At 37.9% G+C, this 20,290-nt stretch carries 20 protein-coding genes; 7 read left to right on the top strand and 13 right to left on the bottom strand.

Going from position 1 to position 20,290, the window contains the following annotated elements:
- Positions 1–136: 136 nt before the first annotated feature.
- The 7 genes from B3209_RS06510 to B3209_RS06480 form a co-directional block, all read right to left on the bottom strand.
- Positions 137–712 (bottom strand): ClbS/DfsB family four-helix bundle protein, encoded by a 576-nt coding sequence (locus tag B3209_RS06510; RefSeq protein WP_296690223.1) that lies wholly within the window; start codon positions 710–712, stop codon positions 137–139.
- A gap of 50 nt (positions 713–762) precedes the next feature.
- The gene (locus B3209_RS06505) at positions 763–1,422 is read right to left on the bottom strand and encodes an MmcQ/YjbR family DNA-binding protein (RefSeq protein WP_296690219.1); all 660 of its coding nucleotides are present in this window, start codon (positions 1,420–1,422) and stop codon (positions 763–765) included.
- Positions 1,423–1,445: 23 nt separating this feature from the next.
- Positions 1,446–2,384, bottom strand: coding sequence for a DUF1848 domain-containing protein (locus B3209_RS06500; RefSeq protein ID WP_296690215.1), 939 nt, complete (start codon positions 2,382–2,384; stop codon positions 1,446–1,448).
- Between the two features lie 288 nt (positions 2,385–2,672).
- Positions 2,673–2,867 carry a hypothetical protein gene (locus B3209_RS06495; RefSeq protein ID WP_296690213.1) on the bottom strand — a complete coding sequence of 65 codons (195 nt, stop codon included), beginning with the start codon at positions 2,865–2,867 and terminating at the stop codon, positions 2,673–2,675.
- A gap of 293 nt (positions 2,868–3,160) precedes the next feature.
- On the bottom strand, positions 3,161–3,445 hold the full coding sequence (locus B3209_RS06490) for a hypothetical protein (protein ID WP_295795330.1): 285 nt from the start codon (positions 3,443–3,445) through the stop codon (positions 3,161–3,163).
- 41 nt (positions 3,446–3,486) lie between these two features.
- The gene (locus B3209_RS06485; RefSeq protein WP_296690211.1) at positions 3,487–3,705 is read right to left on the bottom strand and encodes a hypothetical protein; all 219 of its coding nucleotides are present in this window, start codon (positions 3,703–3,705) and stop codon (positions 3,487–3,489) included.
- On the bottom strand, positions 3,702–4,328 hold the full coding sequence (locus B3209_RS06480; protein ID WP_296690210.1) for a TetR/AcrR family transcriptional regulator: 627 nt from the start codon (positions 4,326–4,328) through the stop codon (positions 3,702–3,704). The genes B3209_RS06485 and B3209_RS06480 overlap by 4 nt, the downstream gene beginning before the upstream one ends.
- Before the next feature lie 357 nt (positions 4,329–4,685).
- Here B3209_RS06480 and B3209_RS06475 point away from each other — a divergent pair, with 357 nt between their 5' ends.
- On the top strand, positions 4,686–6,032 hold the full coding sequence (locus tag B3209_RS06475) for an MATE family efflux transporter (RefSeq protein WP_296665010.1): 1,347 nt from the start codon (positions 4,686–4,688) through the stop codon (positions 6,030–6,032).
- Between the two features lie 34 nt (positions 6,033–6,066).
- Here B3209_RS06475 and metA read toward each other — a convergent pair whose 3' ends face one another.
- Entirely contained in the window at positions 6,067–6,981 is a 915-nt protein-coding gene (gene metA / locus B3209_RS06470; protein ID WP_296665008.1) for a homoserine O-acetyltransferase MetA, read from the bottom strand.
- Between the two features lie 48 nt (positions 6,982–7,029).
- Between metA and B3209_RS06465 the strand changes: the two genes are divergently transcribed.
- Genes B3209_RS06465 through B3209_RS06450 form a run of 4 tightly spaced genes read left to right on the top strand, consistent with a single transcriptional unit; the run spans position 7,030 to position 12,049 of the window.
- Entirely contained in the window at positions 7,030–7,986 is a 957-nt protein-coding gene (locus tag B3209_RS06465) for an alpha/beta hydrolase fold domain-containing protein (RefSeq protein ID WP_296665005.1), read from the top strand.
- A gap of 3 nt (positions 7,987–7,989) precedes the next feature.
- Positions 7,990–9,456, top strand: coding sequence for a peptidase U32 family protein (locus B3209_RS06460; RefSeq protein WP_296665003.1), 1,467 nt, complete (start codon positions 7,990–7,992; stop codon positions 9,454–9,456).
- A 60-nt stretch (positions 9,457–9,516) separates the two neighbouring features.
- Positions 9,517–11,427: a RelA/SpoT family protein gene (locus B3209_RS06455; RefSeq protein ID WP_296665001.1), complete on the top strand. Its 1,911-nt coding sequence runs from the start codon at positions 9,517–9,519 to the stop codon at positions 11,425–11,427.
- 43 nt (positions 11,428–11,470) lie between these two features.
- Positions 11,471–12,049 (top strand): xanthine phosphoribosyltransferase, encoded by a 579-nt coding sequence (locus tag B3209_RS06450; RefSeq protein WP_295795346.1) that lies wholly within the window; start codon positions 11,471–11,473, stop codon positions 12,047–12,049.
- 23 nt (positions 12,050–12,072) lie between these two features.
- On the opposite strand, the gene B3209_RS06445 is transcribed toward B3209_RS06450, so the two are convergent.
- Entirely contained in the window at positions 12,073–13,530 is a 1,458-nt protein-coding gene (locus B3209_RS06445) for a PLP-dependent aminotransferase family protein (RefSeq protein WP_296664999.1), read from the bottom strand.
- Positions 13,531–13,630: 100 nt separating this feature from the next.
- Between B3209_RS06445 and B3209_RS06440 the strand changes: the two genes are divergently transcribed.
- A complete protein-coding gene (locus B3209_RS06440) occupies positions 13,631–14,461 on the top strand; it encodes a pyridoxamine kinase (RefSeq protein ID WP_296664997.1) in 831 nt (276 codons plus the stop codon).
- A 7-nt stretch (positions 14,462–14,468) separates the two neighbouring features.
- Positions 14,469–15,791: an RluA family pseudouridine synthase gene (locus B3209_RS06435; protein WP_296664994.1), complete on the top strand. Its 1,323-nt coding sequence runs from the start codon at positions 14,469–14,471 to the stop codon at positions 15,789–15,791.
- A 49-nt stretch (positions 15,792–15,840) separates the two neighbouring features.
- On the opposite strand, the gene ychF is transcribed toward B3209_RS06435, so the two are convergent.
- The 4 genes from ychF to B3209_RS06415 form a co-directional block, all read right to left on the bottom strand.
- Positions 15,841–16,971: a redox-regulated ATPase YchF gene (gene ychF / locus B3209_RS06430; RefSeq protein WP_296664992.1), complete on the bottom strand. Its 1,131-nt coding sequence runs from the start codon at positions 16,969–16,971 to the stop codon at positions 15,841–15,843.
- Between the two features lie 114 nt (positions 16,972–17,085).
- On the bottom strand, positions 17,086–18,012 hold the full coding sequence (era, locus tag B3209_RS06425; RefSeq protein WP_295795358.1) for a GTPase Era: 927 nt from the start codon (positions 18,010–18,012) through the stop codon (positions 17,086–17,088).
- An 83-nt stretch (positions 18,013–18,095) separates the two neighbouring features.
- Positions 18,096–19,790: a SulP family inorganic anion transporter gene (locus tag B3209_RS06420; protein ID WP_296664990.1), complete on the bottom strand. Its 1,695-nt coding sequence runs from the start codon at positions 19,788–19,790 to the stop codon at positions 18,096–18,098.
- A gap of 100 nt (positions 19,791–19,890) precedes the next feature.
- Entirely contained in the window at positions 19,891–20,223 is a 333-nt protein-coding gene (locus B3209_RS06415) for a helix-turn-helix domain-containing protein (protein ID WP_295795362.1), read from the bottom strand.
- Positions 20,224–20,290: the final 67 nt, after the last annotated feature.

Here is a 20,290-nt window from a genome sequence, read left to right as displayed (position 1 = left end):
GAATGCATAAAAAGGGCAACTTCTAGCTTGAAAAAATCATTTTTAATCAACTCAAAACATAAGCAAAAAGCCTGTGAAAGGAAATCTCCCAAAAGTACTTTTTATGTCATTATCGGACTTGTCTTGATAATCCATCTCACTTCCCCGTGGCAATCTTTCTGTGCGCCTTCAGTTTCTTAATTGCCCAGTCGTAGTGGCTGCTGGTTGTGCTGATAAAATATGCGCCGAGGTTCGTTGTTCCTGTCCAGGCGAAATGCTTTTTTGCAAAAAGCTCCTCGTCGGAAAAGGATTCCGCAAGTTCCATCAGTTTTTTGTGTGATTCGGCAAAGTCGGCAAGGGCTTTTTCCGTCGTAATATTCTGGCAGTTCTTCCAGATTGCGCGGTTCATGTCGCCGTAGTTTTTCCAGTTGTACGGTTCGGGCAAAAACTGGTACACAATCGCAGGCTTTTTGTTTTCGGATTTTTCGCCGCTTCCGCCTTTCATATTTTCTGCTACAAATTTCAGAAGCAGCTTGTGCCATTCAACAAGGTGGCAAATCACATCGCGCACGTTCCTGTCGCGGCTCCAGTGCGCCTCCTTTTTGTTCAGCGAAGAAAAGTCGAACGGCGTGGATTTTTCGTCTTGGCTCATCGAATCGATGAATTTTAAAAGCTCATCATAGTTTTTTTCTGCAAGCGCAATCAGGTCGGCTTTGTTCTGCGGTCTTGGCATTTTTACTTCCTTAAAACTAATTTAGTTAGTTATTATATAACGAAAGTGTTTTAATTTGCAAGATTCCAGCTTTCATCGATTTTTTTGCAGATTTTATCAAAAGAAACCGAGCCGTCAAGAATTATTGTGAACCAGTGCATTTTGTTCATGTGCCAGCCCGGAAAGAATTTTTTGCCGTCAACCAGTGCCGCAATATTTTCAGGCTGAGCCCGCAAATCAACGATTTCGACGATTTCGTCCGAATGCATTCCGAGCTTTCGGCGGGAAACCGTGAGCAGAACCGCGAACCATTTTTCAGTGTCCTTTCTGCGCAAAACCGCGTTATCTGAAAATTTTTCCCAAAGAAATTCCGGCTCTGTGCTGTATTTTTCACGCGCGTATTTAATCAGGTCGATTGTCTGCCCGCTTTTAAAAATTGCGGTGTCAAAGCATTTTTCTGCGATTTCGCTAAGTTTTTTTTCAATTTCACTGCGGACATTTCCCACGAATTCTCCGCTCGCCTTTGTCTTATATAAAATGTATTCCTCGCCTGTCGATTTTTCCGTAAGCGTCGTGTCCGAAATCCCGTTTTTGTCTATTTTGATTTCAAGCTGGAATTCGCCGTTCAAAATTCCTGAGCTGAATTTGTATTCGCCGTTTTGATCCGAAAATCCGTAGACTTTGAGTTTTTCAAGATTAAGTTTTTTGTGGCTGAAAATTTCTTCAAACATTCTGCTTTCCGCTTTTAATCCACCTAAAACAGTTCGCCATGCAGAAATTCTTTTTTCAGAAAACTCTGCTGGTTTCCCTGAATTATCGTGTCGGTTGGTTTTAATTCTCCAAGGAGAATCGGCGAGTCCGGATTGTGGAATTTATAGTTTTCAAATGCTTTCTGCGGATTTTTGTTAGCATAGCAGTATTTGCATCCGTTCAGGCAGGTGTCGTAGGCGCCGATGTCGCGGCTTTCTATGCAGTGGCAGCCGGAACGCAGACCTTTGTGCTTTAAATTTCTGAATTCGCAGTTGTTCGCATTTCCTAAAATCTCAAGCGTTGCGCAGCCGGATTTTTCTATTCCGAATCTTGAAAAGTCCCCGTTTGTTCCGCAGGTCTGAATCCGGATTCCGAATTCCTTCGCGGTTTTTCCAAGAATTTCCGCCAGAATGTTCATGTCGGATTCGGAAAATGGAATCAGTTCCGGCATATTCACCTGAAGTTTCTTGTAGATTTCAACAAAACTGAAAATACAGCGGTCAATGTAGGGCGCAAGCTTTCCGCAGAGCCACCTGAATGTCTGGGCGTGTCTTTCTATTGTGTATTTTTGCGTAAGAAGAACCGGATCGTATCTCCAGGCGATTTTTTGCCTTCCCACGATTTTTGAAAGCTCAGTCAAAGTTTTTACGCTCTCCTCGATTGGCGGAACTCCCGGCTCAATGTCTTTTCCGTAGGCGGTGATTGTGTAATGAAAATACGTCCTGTACTTTGAGGTGATTTCCCGAATGCGCGAAAGAATCGGCGTGTAGTTTTTTGAGCAGAAAAGAACCGCATCAATTTTGTCCGGCGAAAGCTCATACCGCGTAACCTTGCTCGGAAAAAGCGGATTCCGCGTGTAGACAAAACCTTCCTCGAACCGCTTCAAAAGCCAGTCCGAAAAATATTGAACTGTGTCTGTTCTTGCTCCTGTGTTCAGAATCATTCGGTTTCCTCTTTGGTTTCCATTTCGTTTTTCTCGGTTCAATGAGATAAATTTATAATGCTTAGTATCACATCTATTCCGACAAGCTACTGAATTTTAATTAAATGTCATACATCACCGAGACTGGCATTTTTTTCATTGACGGTTTACTATGCCACATTTTTCTCGTTGCCTTAATGTTAGAATTCAAATATTCTCTGCTTAATTTTTTGCAGTCCATTTGTTCTTCTGTATTTAGTTCTCTATGATAATTTTCATAATAAAATTTCGCTGATTTCATATTATTATTTAAAGTACAAATATTGGCGACATCAAGTCCAAATCTCGCATATTTTCCTTCATTGTTTTTTTTGTATATGCAATTATCCAATTCTTTGCAAACTCTATATCTCTTAATTTTCTGTAAAATAGTATTTCCTCTTTTGCAATGTTTGCCAAATCTGTTATTTCTTTTCTGAATTGACTTTCATTTTTATATTCCACAAACTTTCCGTATCTGGCGGCAGGTTGCCTTGAAAAAGTAAAATATAAAACATCGGATTGATTATAATCCCACAAAAAAGTCAAACCTATGTTCAGATAAGTTCCGCAATTCCAACTTGACGGCTGAAATTCTACTACCATAAAAAAATAACCGTTATCGTCCAAATACAGCCGTGAGCTGCCCTTTTGAAAAACGCCGAGTGGAATTAAAATTTCCTTGCAGACTTGTTTTATAATTTTTGAATGAATATTTTTATCTTCCATAGATTTTAGCTTATCTAATAAATTGCAATTTACTGAACATTCCATTTGCTGTTTTTATATTTTCTATAAGCGCATTTTCCATATTCCAAATTTGCGATTTTCTTGATTGATTTGTCAATTTCATATATTTGCTGTAGTGAAACAACTCTTGAATCTTCAATATTATGTTCTTTGCCGCAAAGAAACTGCCAGCAGCCATCATCGGCATCGTGGGAAACATATAATATAGTTTTTTTTTCATCAAGAATGTGAATGCAGGTAATAGCCGCTGTGCTAGGCTTATCTTTAAAGGGAAATTTTTTAAATAAACTCATGGCTGCGCCTCGCTTTGAAATTACAATTTTCTTGTCTAATTTTAATTCACCTTTGAAAATACAATTTTCTTGTCCTTCAGTTTGATTTTCTCAACTTTATAGCCGTATTCCAAAAGTTCTTTTTTGCAGTTTAAAAACGAATGGTCAAGCTCAATTCCCGCCGCGTCTTTTATCTGGCTGAAAGACAGTTCCAGTTTTTCTTTGCCTGTCTGCCTGAAAATCAAATCAACGTAAATCCATAAATCATTGTACTTGCTCATTTTTGCATGCTCCGGATTTCAGTGTCAGTCTTTAATTTTTTTTGATTTTCTTCCAGTTTCCCTTCAAACTGCTCCATGCCCTTTATCATCACGTCGAGCGAAAGGTCAAAACTTTCTTCTATTGAAATCGGGTTTCCGAACGAGTTGTGAATCACTAAAAGCGAAAATCCTTCTAGAAATGCGCGGTATGTGCGCAAAAGATGATTTGCAACCTCTCGGCTGATTTTAAGCTTGTCGGTCTGGGCAAAAAAGAATGCGTAAAGTTTTTCGGTCGCCTGAACTAGCTTTTCGCTTTCGTATTTGTTGTACCAGAGCATAGCCTCAAAAACGCCGGGATTTTCAAGTGCATATTTATAGAAGAGACTTGCATACTGGCGCAAGGCCTCGTGCGCGTCGTCAGTTTTTATTTGCTCGGAAAGCGGCTCGATTCCGTGCGTCCAGCCGTAAATCATCAGCGACTTCTGGATGTCCTCCTGGCTTTCAATGTGGTTGTAAAGCGACGGCTTTTTTATTCCAAAATGCTCGGCAAGCGTTGTGATTGTAACGTAGCTCAGGCCGTGCTCGTTCGCAAGCTTGGCCGCCGCCTCAATAACTTTTTCCCTTGTAAGACCAGCACGCGGCATAATTTCCTCCCAAAAAAGGCAAATTGAAAATATCAATTTTTAATTTGCCTTTTTTAGTTGTTTCGCAACGAAGTGAGAAACAACACTTGATAAGAAAGTTTGCAACGCAAACTTTTGACTAAAAACTTTGACGCCATCTTTGACAAAGTTTTTAGTACACCCTCCGTAAAAAGAATTTTTGACAAACTAATTTTATTAGTAATTTTATAACGGCAGAGAATTTTTTTGTCAAGTGAAAGATGTTGTGGCAGATTCTTAGAGATTTCCTTGATGTTTGTCCTCGGCATTGTATTTCAGTTTGTAATCAAAAATTATTGTAAATTTTTTTTCGCAGGAATATAATCTTGCACTATGCAAATGCCTTCGCAAAAAACATCCGCCGACTTCTTTGGAAGCGACAGTGTTCTAAAAATATTGCTCAAAATTGCGCTTCCTGTTATGGCTGCCCAGCTTATTCAGTCGCTTTATAATATTGTAGATAGTTTTTTTGTCGGGCGATATTCTGTGGACGGACTTACGGCACTTTCTGTGATTTTTCCTGTGCAATGTCTGATTGTCGCGATTGCCGTGGGAACTGGAACCGGAGTTAACATTTTGATGACTCGCCAGTATGCGCAGGGAAAAACTAAAGATGCGGATTGTGCCGGTGGAACTGGAATTTTTCTTGCTCTTTTTTCTTGGATTTTTCTTTCTATTCTTGCGGAGCTGTTTATGTATAGCTTTGTTTCCGTTTCTGCAAAGTCGAAGGAAGCAATGTACTATGCGCTTTTGTACGGAAAAATTGTTACGCTCGGAAGCGCAGGAATTTTCTTGGAAAGCATTTTTACAAAGATTCATCAGGCGCAGGGAAACATGAAGCTTCCAATGATTGCCCAGATTGCAGGAGCTGTAACGAATACTGTCCTTGACCCGATTTTGATTTTTGGCTTTGGAATTGTTCCTGAACTTGAAATTGCCGGAGCTGCGATTGCGACCGTTGCAGGTCAAATTGTCGCCGCCGTAATCACCGGAGTTTCAGGCTTTAGAAAGATTCCGCCTTTAAAAAATATTAAAACATTTTCACTGCCGATTTACAAATTTGGACTGCCTTCCATATTCATGCAGTTCATGTACGTTGTCTACATAATGATTTTGAACATGATATTAGCAGGCTTTTCTGATTCTGCCGTTACCGTTCTTGGGCTTTATTACAAGTTGCAGACTTTCTTTTTTATTCCGCTTTTTGCATTTCAGACTTGCATTGTTCCTGTGCTTAGCTACAACTACGCGCGCAAAAGTTTTAACCGCTGCCGGAAAATTGTTTTTGATTCTATTCTCATTGCGTTTGTTCTTATGCTTGCCGGTGTTTTGTGCTTTGAACTTATTCCAGAAATTCTCATTCGAGTCTTTTCTGACAGCGCGGAAGTTTTGCAAGACGGAATTCCTGCGTTCAGAATTATCGGCGCAAGTTTTTTCCCATGCGTTTTTTCTCTGATGACTCCGGTTGTCTTTCAGGCTGTGGGCGACATGAAGCGAAGCCTTTTGCTTTCTGTAATCCGCCAGATTTTTTGCCTGATTCCAATATTCTGGATTCTCTCGTTCTTCGGACTTGTGTACACTTGGATTGCATTTCCTTCCGCAGAAATTATTACGGGAACAGCTGGAATGCTCATGTACCGCAACGAAATCAAAAGATGGAAGAAGCTTGAAACCAATGATAAATAGAAGATTTTAGGCTGCATTGATGATGAGGTTTTCTTTATATTCCAGTAAACCTATACGGGGTTTCTTGGTATACGTAGTAGTTCAGCCAGTTAGAATAGAACAAATGCGCTGTGCTTCTCCATTTTGAAATAATCGGCTTGGAAGGATCATTGTCTGTAAAATAATTTTCCGGCATTGAAGGATTGATTCCTTTTTTTAAATCGCGCTTGTATTCTTCTGCCAAAGTTTCAGGGTCGTATTCCAAGTGTCCTGTCATAAAAATGCTTCGGTTGTCTTTGGACTTTGCAAGTGTTACTCCTGTTACTTCTGAATATGCGAGCAGCGAAAGTTTTTCATTTGACGCAATATCTTCTGTGAGAATTTTTGTGTAGCGCGAAGTTGGAACTGGAAAATAATCATCAAAGCCGCGCATTAAAGGTTCTTTTGAATCCAGAAGCTTTGAATAAAAAATTCCTGAAAACTTTTTTTCAACAATGTGCTTGTTTATTCCGTGCAGATAATAAAGTCCTGCCATTGCGCCCCAGCAAATGTAAAGTGTGCAGAAAACATTTTTTTTCGCGTAGTCCATTATTTTGCAAAGTTCGTCCCAGTAGTCAACTTGCTCAAATGGAATCTGCTCAACTGGCGCGCCTGTTATAATCATTCCGTCAAATTTCCTGCTGAAAATTTCTTCCGACGACATATAGAATTTTTCCAGATGATTTTTGTCTGTGTTTTTTGAAATGTGTCCTTTCATCTGCACAAGCGAAATGTCAATTTGAAGAGGAGTATTTGAAAGAAGCCTAAGAAGCTGAGTTTCTGTAACTTCCTTTGTGGGCATTAAATTTACAATCGCAATTTTAAGTGGACGTATATCTTGGGAAACTGCGCGCTCTTCTGTCATCACGAAAATATTTTCATTTTCAAGAGTGCTTCTAGCTGGAAGGTCGGAATCAATTCTTATAGGCATGGACGCATTATAGCAAGTTTTCATGTAATTTGCTATAATCTTCAAATTATGGAAATCAAAGTTGACAGAAAAGCTGCGGTAAAAAAACTTAAGGCTTTGGTTTTGTCTCCAAAAAACGAAGTTGAGGCTTTTAGAAGCAAGCTGGAAAAAAAATTCAAAGCGGATTTTATTCCGAATCATGTTGAGCGCACTGAAAAAAAAATCGGCGGCGTAAAATGCGATATTCTTGTGCCTGAGCTTTTTGCATCGAATAGAATTGTAATTTATGTTCATGGCGGTTCGTTTGTTGGCGGCTCGCGGGACAGCTGGAGAAGTTTTTGCTCAATCTTTGCAAATGCTGTTTCTGCAAAAGTTGTTGTGCCAGAATTCAGACTTGCTCCTTCTTATCCTTTTCCTTCTTCAATTGAAGATGTTGAAAAAGTTTTCAGCGGAATTTTAGAAGATGGCGAATCTAAAGAAATTATTCTTGCCGCAGACGGAAGTGGCGCGAGCATTGCGTTGGGACTTATGCTTAGGACTGAAGAAAAAAAACGCGGCTTGGTTTCAAAAGTAATTTTGATTTCTCCTTGGCTTGATCTTTCAACTGAAAATCTTTCGAATAAAAAAATCCGTGATGAAGTTTTAGGAAACGAAGATCTGCGTCATGCGGCCGATCTTTACACTTATTCTTCCAATTTAAAAAATATTCAGGTTTCGCCTTTGTTTGCTTCTGAAAATGATTTTTCAACTTTCCCTGAAGTTTATATTCAGTGCGGCGAAAAAGAAATTCTTGTTGACAGTGCAGAAACTTTGGCGCAGAAAATTATTTATTCAGGCGGAAAATGCACTTTGGATGTCTGGCCGGAAATGATGTTCATGTTTCAGATGGCGGACGAATTTTTACTTGAGTCGCACGCGGCTGTTGAAAAAATCGGGCAGTACATAAACAAAAGAAGCGGACTTTCAGAAAGCGAAATAAAAGAGCGGGAACGTCTTATGCGTGAAAATAATATCGCGGTGGAATAAAATATGGAACTTCTTTCTCCTGCTGGAAATGTTGAAAAACTTAAGTACGGATATATTTACGGTGCTGATGCTGTTTACATCGGATTGAAAAATTTTTCTTTGCGTGTGAAGGCGGACAATTTTTATGAAGATGAATATAAAAAAGTCTGCGAATTGAAAAAACAGTTTCCCCAAAAAAAACTTCACTGCGCATTGAACATTGCGTTTCACAATGATGAAATTGACAGGCTGATTCAGAATATTCCGTATTTTAAAAATTATCCAATTGATGCTTTTATTGTTCAGGATTTGGGAATTGTTCCGATTCTTAAAAAAGAATTCCCAGAAGCGGCATTACATCTTTCAACACAGGCAAGCTGTATGAACCGCGAAGCTGTAAAAGTTTATAAGTCGTTGGGATTCACTAGGGTTGTGATGGGACGCGAGGCTTCTTTAAAAGAAATTGCGGAAATAAAAAATGCAGTTCCGGAAATGGAAATTGAATGTTTTGTTCATGGTGCGATGTGCATTGCGTATGCTGGCCGTTGCTTGATGAGCGCGTATTTAAATGGTCGGAGCGCGCAAGAAGGATTTTGCAGCCATACTTGTCGCTGGGATTATGATGTTCTTGCGAGTCTTGGAGAAAATGCCAAGCAAATTGCAGAAAGTGGAAACCTTGTTTTGCGTGAGCATAAGCGTCCTGATGAATTTTTTCCAGTTTACGAAGGAGAAAATTTTACAGCCGTGTTATCGTCAAAAGATTTGTGCATGATAGATCATCTTGCGGATTTAAAAAATGCCGGTGTGGACTCGCTTAAAATTGAAGGGCGAATGAAAAGTGTCTATTACGTTGCCTTGATTACGCGGGCTTACAGAAAGGCAATTGATGCGCTTGAAGGAAAAATTTCACAGACAGAAGCAGAGCCTTTTATTGAAGAGCTTTATAAAGTCAGCCATCGTCCGTTCGCCACAGGATTTTATTATAATAAATCTGATGCGGATGTTGCTGTAAGCGGTGCAAGCGACAGTCCGTTTGAGCTTTCTGCGGAATTTGGAAATGAGCTTTCTTTGCAAGATGAAAATGCTATTCTTGAAAAATCTGCGCTGAATAAAAAAATTCGAAATGAAAAATACAATTCACTTTGTCCAGAAGCAAAAGCCGCTGCCGACAAAAGATTTGCAGAACATCCTGATTTGAATCTTCCTTTTGCTGAAAAAATTGCCGGCTTTAAAATGTATAATTTTGAAAGTCTTAACATGATTACAAAATCTACAGAACTTGAAATAGTTTCTCCTGATACTGTTGCGCAGAAGATTTTGTGGGGAAAAGATTTTGTGCTTGTGAATCCGGAAAACGGAGAATTGTACAATTGGGTTTGCAACGGACATCCTTGCGTTTTCTACACAAAGCTAAAAATTCAGCAGGGAAGTTTGCTTCGCTCAAAAGACCCTGATTATATTGAAGGAAAATTCAGAGACAGTGGCAGATAAACTTTTCTGCTTTTGACCATAGTTTTGATATGTGATATAGTCAATCGAAGAGGATTGCCTATGTCAGAAAAAATTAATGAAGTTACAGAAACTGATCCTGAAATTTTAATCAGCCAGTTTTCTAAAAAATTTTCTGAAAACTATACTCCAGAAGAATGGAAAAGAATCCAAAGCGCATGGAATTATCTAATCTCCAAAACTTCCGATCTTAAGCGAAAATGCGGAAAGCCTTATTATCTTCATCCACTTAGAGTGGCGACAATTCTTGCTGAAAAAAATCTTGGCGCGGACACAATTATCGCAGGTTTCTTCCATAATATTCTTGATGTGGACCATGATTGCCTTCCTGAAATTGAAGAGAAATATGGAAAAGACATTTCTGTGATTTGCAATGGAACTGCGAAAATAACTGGATTAAAAATAAATTCAACTTCTTTGCATCAGGCTGACAGCATACGAAAAATGCTTTTTGCTATGGTTGATGACATCCGCGTTATTCTTGTAAAACTTGCAGACCGCCTTGACCGTATGCGCAATTTGAAATTTGTTTCCGCACAAGCTCAGCGTGCAGTCGCAAAAGAAGTTATTGATATTTGGTGTCCTCTTGCAAGCCGTCTTGGTATGTCCGATGTAAAAAGCGAAATGGAAGACTTGAGTTTGAAGTATTCGAACCCGGAAGTTTTTCAGCAGATAAAATCAATTGTGGCGCAAAAAAAAGCAGAAAGAGCCGAGTACTTGAACAACGCTGTAAAAAAAATTTATACAGCTACAGAAAAAGCTGGAATAACTGTAAATATAACAAGCCGTGCAAAGCATTTTTATTCGATTTACCAGAAGATGAGAAAACGCAACAAGGAACCTGGTGAGCTTTACGATTTGCTTGCTCTTAGAATAATTTGCAACACGGAATCTGAATGCTACACTTTGATTGGAATTGTTCATGGTCTTTGGAAACCTATGGAAGGCAGATTCAAGGATTATATTGCAATGCCAAAAGCAAACGGTTATCAGTCTTTGCATACAACTGTGATTTGCGAAGGAAAACCGCTTGAAATTCAAATCCGCACACAAGAGATGCACAGCATTGCCGAGCATGGTGTTGCTTCCCATTGGCTTTACAAAAAGGGAACTAACCACGATATGGTAAAGGCAGAAGATCTGAGCATCATAAATCAGTTGCGCGCTCTTAGAAATGAAGATTTGAGTGATGAAAAATTTTTTGCGGAACTAAAAAGTGATCTTCTTGGCGATTCAATTTATGTCTTTACTCCAAAGGGAGATGTGAAGGAGCTTCCGGCTGGTGCAAATGCGATTGATTTTGCTTATGCGATTCATTCTGGAATAGGCGAAAAAGTTGTTGGTGCAAAAGCTGATGGAAAAATAATTCCTCTTACTCAGCCTTTAAAGAATACACAGATTATTGAAATCCTTACAAATCCTCAGGCGCATCCAACTCAAAGCCAGCTTCAGGCCGTAAAGACTTCAAAGGCGCGGCAAAAAATTCATTCTTGGCTTGTTGAAAATGATCCGACGTTTATTGACAAGGAAGCTCAAGAAAAACGCGAGGCGGAAATTGCGGCGAACACTTTATATTCAAAAAAAATCGCTGAAGAAAATTCCGCAGAAAGAAAACGAAAGGCAGCTTTAAAAAAACAGCAGTCGCAAAATTTCACAGGAAGAATCCGCATTGAAAATGACACTAATTTTTTAGTTACGATTGCGCAATGCTGTAAACCTGTTCCTGGAGATCCAATTGTCGGTTATGTTTCGCATAGCAGAGGAATAACTGTTCATCGCGCGGACTGTTTGACTTTTCTTAGAATTCCTTCAATTCAAGAACGATCTGTTGCTGTTGAATGGGATACTTCTACAGACAAGAAACAAGAAAAAAAAGACAAGCTTCTTGAGCAAAACAGGGAAAAGTCGCGGCAAAAGCAAATTGAAAAAAATCAGTATAAAAAGCAGCGTTAAAAACTGTGTTGCATAAATGCTGTTTTTTTTCTAATATTGCGTTATGAAATTGCTCGAAGATAGAATAAAAAAAGATGGCATTGTTTTGCCAGGAAATATTTTAAAAGTAAATAGCTTCTTGAATCATCAGATTGATGTTGGCTTGCTTGATAAATTGGCGGAGGATTTTAAAAAATCTTTTGACGGTGTAGACATAACGAAAGTTGTTACAATTGAAGCAAGCGGAATTGCTGTTGCCTGTTCTGTTGCCAGAGCATTTGGAAATATTCCTGTTCTTTTTGCCAAAAAGCACACGAGCGCGGCTTTGTCAGACGATGTGTACTATTCCACAGTTTGGTCGCACACAAATTCTTGCAATTATAATATTGTTATTTCAAGGGAATATCTTTCTTCTGATGATAAAATCCTTTTGGTAGATGATTTTCTTGCGAATGGAAATGCACTAAACGGTCTGATTGAAATTGCTGAAAACGCTGGCGCAAAAGTGCAGGGAATTTGTGTTGCAATTGAAAAAGCATTTCAGTCTGGCGGAGATGCGCTTCGTGAAAGAGGCATTCATGTTGAAAGCGGCGCAATAATTGAAAAAATGTCGTATAATGGCGATATAATTTTTAGAAGCTAAACTAAAAAACTTTTTGCATTTTTTCATTTTATAGATTCCAGAATCAGTTCGACTGTTTTTGGAATTTTTTGTTTTTCTATGCCCGAATAATTTACAACAAATGTTTTATCTATTGGAAAATTTTTGCTATCTTCTGAAAAAATTGAAAACTCTTTAAACTCATAAAAAAAATCTTTTAGTGTCGATATTTTTATTCCATTTTTTTTAAGACGCATTTCTAAAGTCTTTCCGCTGAACTTGGAATTTATTGAAATCAAAAAATGAAGCCCAGAGTTCTCTTCGTGGATTTTTACAAAATTTTTTAGTTCTGAATTTTCAATTTTAAAAATCAGTTCATTGCGAAGGTTTCTGTAATAATTTTTCATTCTGATAATGTGCTTGGAATAATGCTCTTCTTTTATAAAATCCGCAAGTGCATATTGTTCAAATGAATTTACGGTGCATGAACAGAAGTTGAATTTTGAATTGAATTTTTCAGAAAGTTTTTTTGGAAGAACCATGTAGCTTATTCTAAACGAAGGAGAAAGTGTTTTTGAAAATGAATTTATGTAGATTACATTTTCATTTTTTGACGCACATAAAAGAGGAAGAATTGGTTTTCCTGTAAATCGAAATTCGCTGTCATAGTCATCTTCAATTATGTAGCGGTCATTTTTTTCTTGTGCCCAAAACAACAGTTCCATCCGTCTTTTTACCGGCATTACAATTCCTGTTGGAAAATGATGGCTTGGAGTTGCATGAACTGCAGAGGCATTTGTTTTTTTTAAAGCTTCTATATTAAGCCCGTTCTTGTCGATTGGAATATGTTCTATGTTTGCTCCATTCATTTCAAAAATCTGCGCAATTTTTTTGTATCCTGGATTTTCAACAGCATATATTTTTTCATTCCCTAAAAGGTGAACAACAAAACTGTAAAGCATTTCTGTTCCTGCTCCTACTACAATTTGTTCTGGAACTGCTTCAATGTTTTTAAAGCTTTTTAAATGCTTGCAGATCGCTTCTCTTAATTCAAGCGTTCCTTGCAACGGTTGACTTTTTAAAAGATTTTCATGCGGACTATTTAAAACTTTACGCATTATTTTTGACCAAATTGAAAATGGAAATTTTTCCCAGCCAATAGAATTTGATTTTAAATCAATGAAAATTTTTTCTTTGCTTTTTGAATTTGTTTTTTTTATACGTTTTTCTTTTTTGTAATACTGTTTTGAAGAAGTTGAGGAAAGTGCTTTTATTTCCTTTGTAAGCTCTGTAACAAAAAAACCTTTTTTTTCAATTGAAAAAATATAGCCTTGGCTTATTAATTCCGAATAGGCATTTTGAACTGTAATTACACTTACTCCCAAATGTGAGGCAAGTGTTCGTTTTGACGGGAGTTTTTCATTTGAAGATAAAGTTCCATCTATGATTTTTGATTTTATGCTTTCGATTAAAAAATCACAGAAAGTCATCGTTCCTTTTTTTGAAAAATCACAAGTAAACATCTTTTTCTCTGGTTATATAAAAATTGTATCAATATGATTATATTAATAATGTCAGTTTTTGTATATTGTAAAATTCAAATTTTATAAACTGAGGTGTTTTATGGACAAACGTCTGCTTACAATTCAAGATATTTCGTGCGTTGGACAGTGCTCTCTTACGGTTGCGCTTCCTGTTATTTCAGCTTGCGGAATTGAAACTGCCGTACTTCCCAGTTCAGTTCTTTCGAATCATACTGCATTTAAATCCTGGACATTCAATGATTTGACCGGCGATATGGAAAATATTTTAAATCAGTGGAAAAAAGAAAATATTACTTTCAGCGCGTTTTATACAGGATATGTTTCAGAAGCCCAAATCCCTATTATAAAAAAAATCATAAAGGAAACTTCCCGCAATGATGCGCTTGTCGTTGTTGATCCTGTTATGGCTGATAATGGAAAAATGTACGCTGGCTTTGCTCCCGACTTTCCCAAAAAAATGTCTGAACTTTGCAATGGTGCTGATGTTGTTCTTCCGAATATTACAGAAGCTTCGTTTCTTCTAGGAATCGAATATAAAAGTGAAAATTACAGCAAAGACTATATTGAAAATATTTGTGGCGGACTTATAAAACTTGGCGCAAAAAAAATTGTGCTTACTGGTGTAAGTTTTGAAAAGGAAAAACTTGGAGTTGCGGTTTGTAATGGAAATTCAGTTGAATATTATTTTACAGAAAGGCTTCCTGTTCAGATGCATGGAACTGGCGATGTCTTTGCTTCAGCTTTTACAGGCGCGCTTTGCAATGGAAAAGATTTGCTTGGTTCTGCAAAAATTGCTGCAAATTATGTTGTTGAGTCTATAAAGGCGACTCTTGATGACAAGGATCATTGGTACGGCGTAAAATTTGAAAAGGCGATTCCATATTTAGTTAAACAGATTTTTTCTGTATAATTAAAAAATGTTTCCTCCTTTTGATGAAGAGCTGGCATTTAAATATTGCAAAGAAATAATTTCGCTTTTGGAAGAAAAGAAACTTTCTCTTGTTTATACGACGGAAAAAATAAGCGCAGAACGTTTTGCGAATGGGATTATGATTGGAGTTCTTGTTGCAAAAAATTCTGCGCAGGAAAATAAAATTCTTTTTACTGTTTCTGGAATTTCAAGGAAAATAGAAGGAAAATTCTGCGATGCGATTTTTATTGAACCGATTGTTTCTAACAAAAAAATTATGTCAGCTCTTCAAAAAAATGATAAAGAAATTCATCTGCTTACAGACGAATTAAAGATTTGCAAAAAAGATGATTTAAAAAAAATCCAGTTGCGCCGTTCTGTGCTTACATCTGAGTCTTTGGAAAAAGTTTATGAGCTTTACAGTTTTTATTGCTTTGATGGAAAAAATCGTTCGCTAAAGCAAATTTGCAAAAACCGTCTTCCGCCTACAGGAACTGGAGATTGCTGTGCTCCAAAACTTTTGAATTTTGCATTTAAAAATAATTTAACTCCGCTTAGTATGTGCGAAGTTTTTTATGGAAAATCAACTGAAAACAAAATTTCAGGCTGCAAATATTCTCCTTGCGATGAACGATGTGGCTTAGTTCTTCCTGAAATTCTTGGCTTGAAAATTTTATACCGTGATAAAGACATAATTGTTGTGAACAAGCAAAGCGGGCTTTTAAGTGTTCCCGGGCGCGGACCTGAAAAGCAAGATTGCATTGTAAACCGTGTAAGGAAACTTTTTCCTGAATGTATTGAGCAGCCTTCTGTGCATAGACTAGATATGGAAACTTCTGGGCTTATGATTCTTGCTTTTACAAAAGATGCTCATAGAAATTTATGCCGGCAATTTGAAGAAGGGCTTGTCCAAAAAAAATATGTTGCCCTGCTTGATGGAATTCTTGCAAAAAAAGGAATTTCGCAAAGTGGAAGTATGGAACTTTATTTTAGACTTGATATTGAAAATCGTCCGCATCAAATTTGGGATTCTGTATATGGAAAAAAAGCTATTACTGAATGGAAAATTCTTGATGTGGAAAAATATTTAAGTCCTTTGGGAAATAAAAAAAATGTTACCCGCGTTTTGTTTATTCCATATACTGGGAGAACTCATCAGCTTCGTCTTGCAAGTGCCGACTTTCACGGTTTTGGACTTCCGATAATTGGAGATACCTTGTATGGGCATTGCGAGCCAAATGAGCGTCTTATGCTTCATTCTTGCTATATAAAATTCACTCATCCTTCTACTGGAAAAGTCATGGAATTTAACTGTGAAAGTGATTTTTAATTTGCTGAAAAAAAATGCACTGCTGTTTTTGTAGCAGTGCAAGATTTGTTTATACATTGAATTTAAAGAAAAGAACATCGCCATCTTGAACAACGTAATCTTTTCCTTCTTGACGATATTTTCCAGCTTCTTTTATTTTTGCTTCTGAACCATATTGCCTCAAGTCATCAACAGTGTAAGCTTCAGCTTTTATAAATCCCTTTTCAAAATCTGTGTGAATTACGCCGGCTGCTTGTGGGGCTTTGTCTCCTTCGTGAATTGTCCAGGCGCGGCATTCATCAGAACCGCCTGTAAAAAATGTTCTAAGTCCCATAAGATGATAAACATGCTTTGCAAGAACTGAAAGTACAGATTCTTTTAATCCTGCACTTTCCATGAATTCCTTGCGGTCGTTTTCGTCATCGATTTCTGCAAGATCAGCTTCAAATTTTCCGCAGATAACAATTGCTTCTGATTTTTGTTCCTTTGCAATTTTCTGGACGGTTTCAACATATTTGTTTGTTCCTGCTGGAATTGTATCTTCGTCTATATTGCAGATAAAAACTTGCGGCTTTATTGTGAGCAAGTGAAGATCGTAAACTGCATTTTTTTCTTCATCAGTCAAATCTGCCATGCGGGCACATTTTCCATCTGTAAGAAGAGGCTTGATTTTTTCGACTGCGCTGAAATATGGAGCAAGACGTTTTTCCTCGTCTTTTCCTAGCGCACGGATTTGCTTTGTAATTTTTTCTGCGCGCTTTGCAATTGTGTCCAGATCAGCCTGAGCAAGTTCAAAGTCAATTGTAAGGATGTCGCTTTCAGGGTCTACAGGAGCTTCTGTTCTTGCGTCATCGCGGACGTGCTGAATGTCTGGGTTGTCAAAGCAGCGGACAACATGGGCAATGACTGCTGTTTCACGGATGTTTGCAAGAAATTTATTTCCAAGACCTTCGCCGCTTGAAGCTCCTTTTATCAGGCCTGCAATATCAACAAAATCAACTGTCGCAGGAATTTTTTTCTTTGGCTGAAAAACGCTCGCCATGAAGTCCAGTCTTTCATCTGGTAAATCAACAATTCCAATGTTTGGATCAATTGTGCAGAATGGATAGTTCGCAGCTTCTGCAGGAGCTTTTGTTAGCGCGCTGAAAATTGTAGACTTTCCTACATTTGGAAGTCCGACTATGCCGCAAGTAAGTTTCATATTTTTTCCCTTAATAAAAATTTAAAAAGTCGCTCAAAGTGAATTTTTAGAATGCAACCATTTTAATGCTTTTGCTTCAATTCTTCAATAAACAAAATTTCCGCATGAAAAAAACTACTTTATAAGTTTGTTTAGGACTTTATCTTTCTGCCGCCAGTTTTTATCAACTTTTACGCGCAGGTCGATGTCAACTTTATATGGAAAAATTTTTCTGCATTCTTTAATTGATTCAACTCTGATGGTTTTTATCATTGACGCGCCTTTTCCAATTACGATTCCTTTTTGACTTTCGCGCTCGACATAAATGTAGGCAAGAACTTTTAAAAGTTTCGGAGTTTGCATTTTAAGGTCGCTGATTTCAACATAGATTGCGTGCGGAAGTTCCTGTTCAAGCCTGTTGATTGCCTGCCCGCGGATAATTTCTGCGATTCTAAAATCAACTTCTTGATCCGTGTAAAATTCTTCTGGATAAAGATGCGGCTCTTCTTTTGCAAGATTGAAAAGAGATTTTAAAACTTCATTTATATTTTTGTCTTCTTTTGCGCTAATTTCAATAATCCGCTCACTTGGAAAATCTGGAAAATTCTTTTGAATGAAGCTTCTGGAATTTAGCGGATTAGATTTTGAGTCTTCTGTTTTATTGATTGCGATTACAACTTTGTCTTTGTGCGGAATTAAAAGTGAAGCAATCATTTCTTCTTCCTCGTTGTGTGGGCGAGTTGAATCCATGATGTAAAGAATTGCATCGCTTTCCTTTATGTTTTCTTGCGCAATGTTTGAAAGTTTTAGGTTCAGTTTTTTTTCGCTTAGATGAAGACCTGGCGTGTCAATAAAAACTAGTTGTCCAAGAGATGTGTTTATTATTCCGCGGATTGCGTTTCTTGTTGTCTGCGGAACCGGAGAAACTATGCTGACTTTTTCTCCGCTTGCTGTATTTAAAAATGTTGACTTTCCTGCTGAAGGCCGGCCTACGATGGAAACAAGCGCGGTTTTTGGTCCAGCTTTTTGAATTTCTGTATCAGTTTCTTTTTCTTCAATCATGTGCTTAGTATACAATTAAAAAAAAATAATTGATATACTTTAAAAAAAATAGCTGCCCTAAAAAAATAGGACAGCCGGAATTTTTACTTTTCAAGAAGCAGTTTCGTTCTGCTTAATGCTTCTTTTATGTCTGCGCAAATATTTTCTTTTCCGAGTTTTTCAATCATTCCCATTTTGCTGAAAAGAATGTAGGGCTGCGTGTGGATTCCTGATATTACAATTGTGATTCCGTTTTTATCACAAGCTGCCTTTGCCTGTTCAAGCGCGCGGATTCCGCCGGCATCAATGTAAATCATGTTTCGCATTCTGAGCACAAGAACTTTTGCATTCGCTCCTGCGCGTTCAATTGCAAATTCAAATTTTCTTACAGTTCCAAAAAAAAGCGGACCGTCAATTTCATAGACAACTGCGCCTTCTGGAACTTCAATGTTTTCTTCCAAAAATGAATTTCCTGAAATTCCGCCTGCAATAGAATCGCGTTTGTTCTGAACTTCTGAAACATCTATCATTTTTTTAATAAAGAAGAACGCTGCGAATCCAAGACCAAATTCAATTGCAACTGTTAAGTCGATAAAAACCGTGATAAGGAAAGTCGCCGCCAAAACAAAGATGTCGGATTTTTGACCTTTTAGCAAAGCCTTGACCGCCGGGAATCCTGCCATGTTCCAGGAAACATTTATCAGCACTGCGGAAAGCGCCGCCATTGGAATGTAGACCGCATATTTTCCAAGAATCAGCATTATAAGAAGAAGCGTGATTGCATGGATTATTCCTGCCACAGGAGTTTTTCCGCCGTTCTTTATATTTGTGGCAGTGCGCGCTATTGCTCCGGTTGCAGGAATTCCGCCGAAAATTGGGGATGCTATGTTTGCAATTCCTTGCGCAATAAGTTCTGTGTCTGAGTCGTGTTTTGTGCCTGTCATTCCGTCTGCGACAACTGCGCTCAAAAGACTTTCGATTGCCGCCAGAACTGCAATGGAAATTGAAGTTGGGAAAAGAGCTGTGATTGTTTCCACGCTGAACTGCGGAAGTGAAGGGGAAGGCAATGTTGAAGGTATCCTTCCGTACCGAGAGCCGATTGTGTCTGTTTCAAGTCCTGCGTATTTTTTTAGAAGAATGCTTGCTGCTGTTGCGAGTATAATTACAATCAAGCTGCCTGGAATTTTTCCTGTGATTTTTTTGTAGAAGCGAGGCCATGTAAAAATTACTGCAAGACAAACCGAAGCCATAATCAGCGAGTAGTAATTTATGTGGGTTATGTTCATTGCATAAGTTTCAATTTTGCCAACGAAGTTTCCTGGCATTTTTGAAAATCCTTCCGGAAAAACTGAAATTGAAAGTCCAAGAAAATCTCCGATTTGTCCTGTTGCGATTGTTACTGCGATTCCTGCTGTGAATCCTGTTACGATTGTGTATGGAATAAATTTTACAAGCCCGCCCATTTTAAATGCGCCTAGCATTATCAAAAGAATTCCCGCCATTACAGTTGCAGTTGCGAGTCCTGAATATCCGTACTTTGCGACAACACCGTAAACAATTACAGCAAATGCTCCTGTTGGTCCTCCAATCTGCACACGACTTCCGCCTAAAAGCGAAATAAAAAATCCTGCTACGATTGCTGTAAAAAGTCCGCGCTCCGGCTCTACTCCTGAAGCGATTGCAAAAGCTATTGCCAATGGAAGCGCAACAATGCCAACGATAATTCCAGCTGTAAGATCATTTAAAAATGTTTTTGCTGAATACTTTTTTAATGTGTTAAGAATTTCTGGTTTGAACATAGTGGGAACATAATGATATTTTAAATGAAAAAAATCAATGGAATGAAAAAAGTTCTAAAGAGGACTTTTAATTTTAAATTAAAACTGGCAAACAACTGCTTTAGCATTCATCAGCCATTTTCCGTAAATTTTCGTCAATAAATTTCCGCAAGTTTTCTATTATATTCTCTTTGATTTGCCTGTTGTCATCTGAAATTTGCTTGTCAAAACTTGAAGCGATTGGAAGAAAAAGCGTGTGAATGTCAACCTGCAATGAATCTGTAATCTGCGAGAGCGTTTTTTCGCTGGTCCAGGTTTTGCAAAGCTCGATGTTTTTTATTGTCTCATCGGAAATTCCAGCTTTTTCCGCAAGCTCAAATTGCGTAAGCTTCTGCTGCTTTCTGATTCTTTTTAGGTTTTCCGCCAGCCTTTTTTGAATGTCTGAAGATTTCATAGCATTATTTTGAACAAAGACATAAAAATCCAAATATCTTAATAAGCCATTTTTAAATAAAATATGG

The sequence above is a fragment of the Treponema sp. UBA6852 genome (genome assembly GCA_002449305.1).
Taxonomy (GTDB): domain Bacteria; phylum Spirochaetota; class Spirochaetia; order Treponematales; family Treponemataceae; genus Treponema_D.
This window is presented reverse-complemented; position numbering and strand designations above follow the sequence as displayed.